This is a genomic window from Aestuariivirga sp. (assembly GCF_044238155.1).
In the GTDB taxonomy this organism is placed as follows: domain Bacteria; phylum Pseudomonadota; class Alphaproteobacteria; order Rhizobiales; family Aestuariivirgaceae; genus Aestuariivirga.
Genome location: NZ_JBIIDX010000171.1, coordinates 1 through 7,064 on the forward strand (window position 1 = coordinate 1; position 7,064 = coordinate 7,064).

Consider the following 7,064-nt stretch of genomic DNA (forward strand, 5'->3'; position numbering starts at 1 on the left):
GCGAACTTCCGTGCCTGATAGAGGTCGGAGGTACCCGTACCCCGATAGATTCAGCCCGTTCCGTTGGGGACCTTGATCCGACAGAGCCACAGCTTCTTTGGTCGGTTCTCGAGTTGGTAGAGGACGACCTTACCGTCGTGGAAGGACTGCTGGTTGATGACCTTCGAGACCGCCATGGAGGGATGGTACCCCAGATCTCTAGGACTTAATACCGTAATATGATTGTAATATGGCGCCAGGACGACCCGTTTCTGGAATCCATCTTCATCAAGTCAATGATATAATTTGAGAAAATGGTGCTGCCAGGGAGGATTGAACTCCCGACCTCTCCCTTACCAAGGGAGTGCTCTACCACTGAGCTACGGCAGCGCTCTTGTTCTGAAGCGGGCGGACACATGCCACAGGCCGCGGGCTTGCGCAACCCTGATCCCTTGACGTCCGGCCCGAACCTAACCAGACAGCGGCCATGGCAGAGAAGAAGGCCAAATCGGCAAGGCGCAAGGCGCGACTGGAAAGGGCGCTGAGGGCCAACATCGCCCGACGCAAGGCACAGGCACGCAGCCGTGAGGCGGCAGGGGCGAGCGGCTCTGAAACGCCAGGTCAGCAAACGGCTCTGGAGCCGTCTGCTCGTCCTGATGAAGACCATTGCCGCAATTGAGCCATTTGTGCTTGTTAGCCGATGTTAGGGGACTGAAGGCAGGCTCAGCCCGCCATATAAGGGGAATCGCCACGACATGGACCGCATAATGATCCGCGGCGGAAACCGCCTGAACGGAACCATTCCGATTTCAGGCGCCAAGAACGCTGCGCTGCCATTGATGATCATTTCGCTGCTGAGCCCTGCGACCCTTACTCTGTCAAACGTGCCGAGGCTGGCGGATGTTCGCCTGCTGCAGCGGATCCTTCAAAATCACGGTATCGACATCATGGTCGCGGGCAAGCGCCTGGGGCAGGACGGCATGTCTGGCGACATCATGCATCTCACGGCGCGGCAGATTGCCGATACGACGGCGCCCTATGAGCTGGTCTCGAAAATGCGCGCCAGCTTCTGGGTGCTTGGACCGTTGCTGGCGCGATGCGGAGAGGCTCGCGTATCTCTGCCGGGCGGCTGTGCCATTGGTACGCGACCAGTCGACATGCATCTCATGGCCATGGAAAAACTCGGCGCCGAGATCGAGATTGACGGTGGATATGTGGTTGCAAGGGCGCGCACCGGCCTCAGGGGCGCTCACATCCGCTTCGAAAAGGTCTCCGTCGGAGCCACCCATGCGGCGTTGATGGCAGCTGTTCTGGCCCGGGGCGACACCATCATCGAAAACGCCGCTGCTGAGCCGGAAATTGGCGATGTGGCCGAGTGCCTGGTCAAAATGGGCGCCAGGATCGAGGGCATCCACAGTTCGGTGCTCAGAATTTCCGGTGTAACCAGCCTCGGTGGCACGGAACACAGCGTCATTCCAGACCGGATCGAGACAGGCACCTACGCCATGTGCGCCGGCATGACAGGCGGAGACGTGCTGCTGAAGAATGCCAATGCCGCACATCTGGGTGCGGTGATTGATGTGATGCGACAGGCAGGCATTGACGTGGATGCGGTAAATGAAGGCATCCGCATCCGGCGCAATGGTGCAGCTTTGCGACCAGTCAAGATCGAAACCGCGCCATTCCCTGCATTCCCGACGGACTGCCAGGCACAGCTCATGGCACTGATGACCATGGCCAGCGGAACCAGCACAATCCGAGAGACGATTTTCGAGAACCGTTTCATGCACGTGCAGGAACTTGCGCGGCTGGGGGCGGACATCCACCTGCACGGCGATACGGCTGAAATCAGGGGGGTACGCAAACTGACCGGCGCCCCCGTGATGGCAACTGACCTGCGGGCCTCCGTGTCACTGGTCATTGCCGGTCTTGCAGCTGCTGGCGAAACCGTCATAAACCGCGTTTACCATCTTGACCGCGGCTTTGAGACGCTCGAGGAAAAACTCTCCGCTTGCGGTGCGGATGTGACGCGCCAGGCCGGATAGAACCATGCAGAAACTCACCGCTCTCGATGCAGAAGACCTCGCAGTGGTCTCTGCCCATATGCAGGATGCGATCCTGTCGGTCGGCAGCATGCGCTATGACCGGAAGCAAAGGCAGTTCGTTGTGGTGGCAAGCCGCTTCGCCTGGGAGGAACCGGGCGAGCCCAAGCGCCGCCGCTCTGGCTTGCATTTTAGGCGAGTTCTCGGCGTCAAGACGCTCAACCTGCTCGATCTGCCGCGCGATGAAGCCTTGTGCCTGCTCTCCGTGACATTCGCCGAGACGGACCCGCCAGCAGGCGAGATACTCCTCAGCTTTTCCGGTGGCAGCACCATCAGACTTATGGTCGAATGCCTCGAATGCCAAATGGCCGACCTCGGCCCGGCCTGGGATGCCAGGAGCAAGCCGCAGCACCCGCTTGCCCAAGACGACGGCACTTGACACGCCGGATCCATCGTGAGCGATTTCAATTGACCCTTCGATCGACCAGAACCAGCTCATGACGGACAAGCCAAGCACCCGCCTCAGCACAGTTGAACTTGATGCCACGATTGGACCTGGCCCATCACCGGAGGCCGAGCACGAGCGGCGTGTGGCGATCTATGACCTGGTGGAGGACAACAGTTTCACGCTGCTCGCTAATCCGGTTGGGCCTTACCGACTCAGGTTGTCGACTGCGGACGGACGGCTGATTTTTGATGTAATGAATGAAGCGGAGGAGCGGCTCACGCTCATCGGCCTGTCGATGTCGCCCTTCCGGCGAATCGTGAAGGACTACTTCATGATCTGCGAAAGCTATTATGAGGCAATCCGTACAGCCACACCCAGTCAGATCGAAACGATCGATATGGCGCGACGCGGCCTCCACAACGAGGGCAGTGAATTGTTGCGTGAACGCCTCAACGGCAAGGTCGAGGTGGATTTCGATACCGCCCGCCGCCTCTTTACCCTCGTCTGCGTCCTTTACTGGCGGGGATGACGGCAAACCATGGCGGGAGAACTTCCCAGCGCCGTTCTCTTCGCCTGCACTCAGAACGTCATACGTTCGGTGATGGCCGCCGCCATCATGAAGCATCTGTACGGCCAGCGAAGCTACATTGCCTCTTGCGGCGTGCGGCCGGGAAATCCTGATCCTTTTGTAGCCACGGTCATGGACGAGATCGGAATAGATCTGGGCAGGCACAGGCCGCAGAGCTTCGAGGACCTGGAAGATACCAGTTTTGATCTCGTTATCTCACTGTCTCCCGAAGCTCACCATCGGGCTCTCGAGCTGACGCGAACAATGGCCATTGAGGCGGAGTACTGGCCAACCCTCGATCCTTCCGTCACGGCGGGCAGCCGGGAGCAGATCCTTGACAGTTATCGTGAGGTTCGTGACCAGCTGATGCGCCGCATCCGCCAGCGGTTTGGCAGCATCTCGGCGAGCGGCGTCTGAGGCCTTGGCCAACCACCCCGAATGGGCGTATCAATGCGGCATGCTCATGGATGTCAAAACAGCTGAGACACGTCTTGCCGCCCGCCTGACCCGCGATGGCCTCGAACAGGCCGGGGACATGGCCTGGGCAACCGCCTGGCTTGAGGCCTGTGGATATGGTGGCTTCACACTGATGGCCGAGGCCCTGACAGATGATCGGAGAAGCATCGAGCTTGTCCGCGATGCCCTTGGCATGGATCTTCAAGACGTTTCCTGCGCTTTTCTCACACCAGCCATCATGCGAGAGGTGACCAGCAACGGCCGGGTTTTCCTGCGCAACGTGCGTCATGGTCTGTTTCTGCTGCCTTTTGCCGTCCGGGCCAATATCGGCCTCGGTTGCCCGGTCGATCCGTCTTTCGCAATCGGCGGAGAGCGCCTGAAAAACCCTTATGCTGAAAAGCTGGCCGAGGCGGAGGCCAAGGGACTTGAAATTGGTGATGCCGCGTGGTCCTTGATTGGCCAAGACTAGCGGAACAGGTCCTCAGGTGGATGAGGGTCGAGGACCGAAGGTTGGGCAATCGTCTTGACTAGGCGCGTTCTTGACCGGACCAACGGTTTCCACTTGCTCGCATGTCGGGCCAGATCGTTAAACTCAACGCTGCAGGGAGACATATCCAAATGGCAGGCCCGCTCTCCGGTCTTCGCGTTCTTGACTTGAGCCGGGTTCTTGCCGGGCCCTGGGCGACCCAAATTCTTGCCGATTTCGGCGCGGAAGTGATCAAGATCGAAAAGCCTGGCGAAGGAGACGACACGCGCGGCTGGGGGCCTCCATTCCTCACCAATGCTGATGGCTCGAAGGGTGATGCCGCCTACTTCCTGTCTGCCAATCGGGGCAAGTGGTCGGTGGCGATCGACATGGCAACTGTCGAAGGACAGTCACTGATCAGGTCCCTCGCAACACGCTCCGACATTGTCATGGAAAACTTCAAGGTTGGTGGCCTCAAGAAATACGGCCTTGATTATCAAAGCCTCAAGGTGATCAACCCACGCCTCATCTACTGCTCACTGACAGGCTTCGGCCAGACAGGCCCTTACGCGCAACGTGCAGGTTATGACTTCATGATCCAGGGCATGGGCGGCATCATGTCGGTAACCGGCCAGCCAGACGGCACCCCCGGCGCCGAGCCGATGAAGGTCGGTGTTGCCTTTGCAGATATATTCACAGGGCTGTACTGCACCATCGCGATCGAGGCTGCGCTGTTCCATCGTGAGCGTACGGGCCAGGGACAGCACATTGACGTCGCCCTGCTTGACTCGCAAGTTGGCGTTCTTGCGAATCAGGCACTCAACTATCTGGTAGGCGGCAACGTCCCGACCCGACTCGGCAACGCCCATCCGAACATCGTTCCGTATCAGACTTTTGCAACGCAGGACGGCTACATCATCATGGCGGTGGCGACCGATCGTCAGTTCAAGGAGTACTGTGCCATCATCGGCCTTCCCGGCCTCGCCGAAGACGAGCGTTTCCGGCTCAACCGGGGCCGGGTTGTTAACCGTGATGAATTGATTCCTATGTTGATTGACCCGATGAAGACGCGCACCACGGCGGAGTGGGTTGCGGCGTTCGAGAGTGCAGCCATACCCTGCGGCCCCATCAATACTATTGATCAGGTCTTCACGAGTGAGCAGGTACTGGCGCGTGGGCTGCAGATTGGGCTGACGCGTGAGGATGGCGTGCAGGTACCGGGGGTCGCCAACCCCGTAGTATTTTCTGACACGCCGATCCAATATGAAAAGGCACCACCGCGCCTTGGCGATGGTACGGAGAGGGTGCTGCGCGATTTGCTCGGCCTGACTGCGGCGGAGATTGGCCGGCTGCGTCAGGATGGCGTGATCGGCTAGCAGGGTATCTCCACCCGTCAGCAGAGTCCTTCCCGGACGAGACTGGGTTTGACAGCAGGCGCGTGGTCGTCGATCATGACATTCATCGTGTGGCTTGAGTCGGGCGTGCGACGTGCCGGAAGGTTCGGCGCGTTTGCCGTTTGAAATATGATATTACATCAGTGGGGAATGCTTATGTGGCTGATCTGGACCATCATCATCGGGTTCGTTGTCGGGTTGATTGCAAAATTCCTTATGCCTGGGCCAAATGAGCCCAGGGGCTTCATTCTGACCACCGTACTCGGCATTGTCGGTGCTCTCGTGGCAACCTGGCTTGGACAGGGGATAGGCTGGTACGGGCCGGGCGAGAGTGCGGGGTTCATCGGAGGTGTCGTTGGTGCCGTCATTCTTCTGGCTGTTTGGGGCTTCATTTCGAGCAGTCGCAACGGTTGATCGGTCCTGCCGGTCCGGCTAGGCTCAACCCGGGGACGGCCACGCAGCCGCGGCAGGCAGACAAGCTTCGTCCGGCTTCTGTGCCATGTCGTTTTCAGGCAATCCACCCTTCATCGAACGGGGCATATAGCCTCGCATCATGGCCAATCTCGTCATTACGTACTGGCGCGACATTCCATCCGCGGTCTCGGTCAAGGCCGGCCGGAAGGAGGAGAAGCGCATGCTTGCCGACCGCTTTCAGGAAGCAATCGACATGGCTGCAATGCGGGGGGGCGCCTCGGACACCGACACTTATCTTGCAGACTGGCGGCGCGCTGAACCTGTGCCGGTTGGCGATGATCTTGCCTTGGAAGCCGACAAGGCCAAGGCTGACCTTGAAGCCGCCTTCACCCAGGAAAAGCTGAAGACCCTCATCGCCAACGGAGGCAAGGCACAATGACCCACACCCTCGTTGCATCCGCCAAGCGTGAGCACATCATTGGCTTTGACCGACCCTTCACGGTAATCGGCGAACGCATCAACCCGACCGGTCGCAAGAAGCTTGCCGCAGAGATGCAGGCCGGCAACTTTGACATGGTGATCAAGGATGCACTGGCCCAGGCGGAGGCAGGCGCCCATATTCTGGATGTCAACGCCGGCGTAACGGCAGTCAATCCGAACGAGTCTGAGCCTCCTTTGCTGCGCAAGACGCTTGAGATTGTCCAGTCCGTGACTGATCTTCCTTTGTGCATTGATTCATCCGTCACGTCAGCCCTCAAGGCCGGACTCGAAACCGCAAAGGGCCGCCCACTCGTCAATTCAGTCACAGGCGAAGAAGAGAAGCTTGAGGCAATCCTGCCGCTGGTGGCCAAGTATAATGTTGCTGTGGTGGCAATTTCGAACGACGAAACCGGCATCTCGGAAGATCCCGACGTACGCTTTGCCGTTGCGAAGAAGATCGTCGAGCGCGCCGCCGACCACGGCATCAAACCGCATGACATCGTGGTTGATCCGCTCGTCATGCCGATCGGCGCGATGGGAACAGCAGGCCAGCAGGTGTTTCGCCTCGTGCGCCGCTTGCGCGAGGAGTTGAAGGTCAACACGACTTGCGGTGCATCAAATGTATCGTTTGGGATGCCCAACCGGCGGGCCCTCACCGGCTATTTCCTCGCCATGGCAGCAAGCCATGGCATGACCTCGGCGATCATGAACCCGCTGCACGACGAAGACATGCATGCCATCTTCGGTGCGAATGTCCTGAATGGAACAGACGCTCATTGCAAGTTCTGGAACAACAAGTTCCGCGACATGGCGCCAG

Annotated in this window: 10 protein-coding genes and 1 tRNA gene; 10 read left to right on the forward strand and 1 reads right to left on the reverse strand. The window is 59.2% G+C overall.

Translation table 11 applies throughout. From position 1 onward, the window contains the following. Positions 1 to 294: 294 nt before the first annotated feature. A tRNA-Thr gene (locus tag ACILRN_RS14835) sits at positions 295 to 369 on the reverse strand. A gap of 97 nt (positions 370 to 466) precedes the next feature. Here ACILRN_RS14835 and ACILRN_RS14840 point away from each other — a divergent pair. The 10 genes from ACILRN_RS14840 to ACILRN_RS14885 all read left to right on the forward strand — a co-directional run. Beyond that, complete coding sequence (locus ACILRN_RS14840) at positions 467 to 658, forward strand: hypothetical protein (RefSeq protein ID WP_395689582.1); 192 nt, start codon at positions 467 to 469, stop codon at positions 656 to 658. Positions 659 to 734: 76 nt separating this feature from the next. Next, entirely contained in the window at positions 735 to 2,024 is a 1,290-nt protein-coding gene (gene murA, locus ACILRN_RS14845) for a UDP-N-acetylglucosamine 1-carboxyvinyltransferase (RefSeq protein WP_395689584.1), read from the forward strand. Between the two features lie 4 nt (positions 2,025 to 2,028). Further along, on the forward strand, positions 2,029 to 2,460 hold the full coding sequence (locus tag ACILRN_RS14850) for a DUF2948 family protein (RefSeq protein WP_395689586.1): 432 nt from the start codon (positions 2,029 to 2,031) through the stop codon (positions 2,458 to 2,460). Positions 2,461 to 2,518: 58 nt separating this feature from the next. Further along, on the forward strand, positions 2,519 to 2,998 hold the full coding sequence (locus ACILRN_RS14855) for a UPF0262 family protein (RefSeq protein WP_395689588.1): 480 nt from the start codon (positions 2,519 to 2,521) through the stop codon (positions 2,996 to 2,998). A 9-nt stretch (positions 2,999 to 3,007) separates the two neighbouring features. Continuing rightward, the gene (locus ACILRN_RS14860; protein ID WP_395689590.1) at positions 3,008 to 3,454 is read left to right on the forward strand and encodes a low molecular weight phosphatase family protein; all 447 of its coding nucleotides are present in this window, start codon (positions 3,008 to 3,010) and stop codon (positions 3,452 to 3,454) included. 46 nt (positions 3,455 to 3,500) lie between these two features. Beyond that, positions 3,501 to 3,962: a hypothetical protein gene (locus ACILRN_RS14865; protein ID WP_395689592.1), complete on the forward strand. Its 462-nt coding sequence runs from the start codon at positions 3,501 to 3,503 to the stop codon at positions 3,960 to 3,962. A 149-nt stretch (positions 3,963 to 4,111) separates the two neighbouring features. After that, positions 4,112 to 5,335, forward strand: a complete 1,224-nt coding sequence (locus ACILRN_RS14870) for a CaiB/BaiF CoA transferase family protein (RefSeq protein WP_395689594.1) — start codon at positions 4,112 to 4,114, stop codon at positions 5,333 to 5,335. A gap of 174 nt (positions 5,336 to 5,509) precedes the next feature. Next, the gene (locus ACILRN_RS14875) at positions 5,510 to 5,767 is read left to right on the forward strand and encodes a GlsB/YeaQ/YmgE family stress response membrane protein (protein WP_395689598.1); all 258 of its coding nucleotides are present in this window, start codon (positions 5,510 to 5,512) and stop codon (positions 5,765 to 5,767) included. Positions 5,768 to 5,906: 139 nt separating this feature from the next. Next, the gene (locus tag ACILRN_RS14880) at positions 5,907 to 6,206 is read left to right on the forward strand and encodes a virulence factor (RefSeq protein WP_395689596.1); all 300 of its coding nucleotides are present in this window, start codon (positions 5,907 to 5,909) and stop codon (positions 6,204 to 6,206) included. After that, positions 6,203 to 7,064 (forward strand): methyltetrahydrofolate cobalamin methyltransferase (locus ACILRN_RS14885; protein ID WP_395689597.1); only part of this gene is annotated, 862 nt, incomplete at its 3' end. The genes ACILRN_RS14880 and ACILRN_RS14885, both read left to right, overlap by 4 nt.

Bases quoted from the DNA above. Each gene is read 5' to 3' on its own strand.
- ACILRN_RS14840 (WP_395689582.1), top strand. From the start codon at position 467: ATGGCAGAGAAGAAGGCCAAATCGGCAAGGCGCAAGGCGCGACTGGAA.
- murA (WP_395689584.1), top strand. From the start codon at position 735: ATGGACCGCATAATGATCCGCGGCGGAAACCGCCTGAACGGAACCATT.
- ACILRN_RS14850 (WP_395689586.1), top strand. From the start codon at position 2,029: ATGCAGAAACTCACCGCTCTCGATGCAGAAGACCTCGCAGTGGTCTCT.
- ACILRN_RS14855 (WP_395689588.1), top strand. From the start codon at position 2,519: ATGACGGACAAGCCAAGCACCCGCCTCAGCACAGTTGAACTTGATGCC.
- ACILRN_RS14860 (WP_395689590.1), top strand. From the start codon at position 3,008: ATGGCGGGAGAACTTCCCAGCGCCGTTCTCTTCGCCTGCACTCAGAAC.
- ACILRN_RS14865 (WP_395689592.1), top strand. From the start codon at position 3,501: ATGGATGTCAAAACAGCTGAGACACGTCTTGCCGCCCGCCTGACCCGC.
- ACILRN_RS14870 (WP_395689594.1), top strand. From the start codon at position 4,112: ATGGCAGGCCCGCTCTCCGGTCTTCGCGTTCTTGACTTGAGCCGGGTT.
- ACILRN_RS14875 (WP_395689598.1), top strand. From the start codon at position 5,510: ATGTGGCTGATCTGGACCATCATCATCGGGTTCGTTGTCGGGTTGATT.
- ACILRN_RS14880 (WP_395689596.1), top strand. From the start codon at position 5,907: ATGGCCAATCTCGTCATTACGTACTGGCGCGACATTCCATCCGCGGTC.